Here is a 1,236-nt window from a genome sequence, read left to right on the forward strand (position 1 = left end):
TCATGGCACCGAATTTTGTGAAGGGCCACTGCTACAGTGGGCATTATCGAAAGATCCGCCCCTGCTGGTGCTCGATGAAGCCAACCTGGTGCCAGAGGGTCTGCTTGCCCCTCTGGCCCGTTTAACCCGGCAGCCGCCGGTGCTCCATTATCAGGGCCGGGAGTACGAACTGAACAACCGGCACCGGATTATTCTCACCGGTAATCCGGATCATTATTCGAGACGGCACCTGGATAACACGCTGAAATCACGGATTCCCACCTTCTTTTATAACCCCTTGCCGGACACCGTGCTGGCCAACGCCATCATTCTGCCCAATCTACCGCAGGCCTGGCCTGATCACCTGAAACAACAGGCCCGTGACCGACTATTAACCCTGTACAACCAGTTCCAGGAGCTGCAGGACCAGACCACACCCAGAGATATCACCGATGTGCTGGCCACCGTTCGCCAGATTCTCCGTCACTGTTCCGCTACCGGGGACGACACGCCAGCGCAAGTCAACGCCCTGATCAGGCGGGCATTTATGGACAGTCTGGCCGGTGCTGTAACCACGGAATACCAGCAACGGCTGAGAACCCTCAACGTCTGGTACCAGGGCCAGTTCAAGGAAGATCCGTCCCTTTTGGCGGGGGTTGACGCGAGCTTTACTGATTTTATCCAACGACTGCAGGCCGCCAACCCCGATGGTGACTTCTCTGCGGAGCCTGTCCGGCAGCTGGTCTACCACTACTGGCAAAGTCTGGACAAGGATGACTCGGGACGCACCGCCATGCTGGTGGAAGGGCCGACGGGCTGGGGCAAGGATTTTGTGCTGGGCAGAACCATCCGGCTCTGGCAACAACAGCAAGAGAGGAAACAACAGCCAGTACGCCCATTTGTCCATATCAATGCCAACCCGAACCAGTGGACCTCTTTGGCAGAAAGCGTCAAGCAGGCGATGAGCCGGGGGCAGCTGATCGCCATCAGTGAGCTTAACCTGATTCCCAGCCACTATGTAGAAGGGTTGCTGAATAATGTGTTGACCGGCCATGCAGCACGGGGATTTCGCCTGTTTGCCACCATCAATCCCGGCTATTTTGCCGGACGGGAAGCGCTGAGCAAGGCCCTGACGAGCCGGTGCACCCAGGTCAGGCTGGCTGCCCTTACCCCGGAAGAACTGGAAGGGCTGGTGCAGGGTTTGCCCAAGATACCTGATGGGTTGCCCAGGTGGCTGGCGGGTCACTTCCACCAACT

The 1,236-nt window shown here is 58.0% G+C and carries 1 protein-coding gene; it reads left to right on the plus strand.

All coding sequences use genetic code 11. The features are described 5' to 3' along the window. On the plus strand, positions 1–1,236 hold a 1,236-nt coding region (locus tag ACO6V1_RS24035; protein WP_422469136.1), incomplete at both ends, for a hypothetical protein.

This window comes from Endozoicomonas sp. ALC013 (genome assembly GCF_049310205.1).
Classification (GTDB): domain Bacteria; phylum Pseudomonadota; class Gammaproteobacteria; order Pseudomonadales; family Endozoicomonadaceae; genus Endozoicomonas.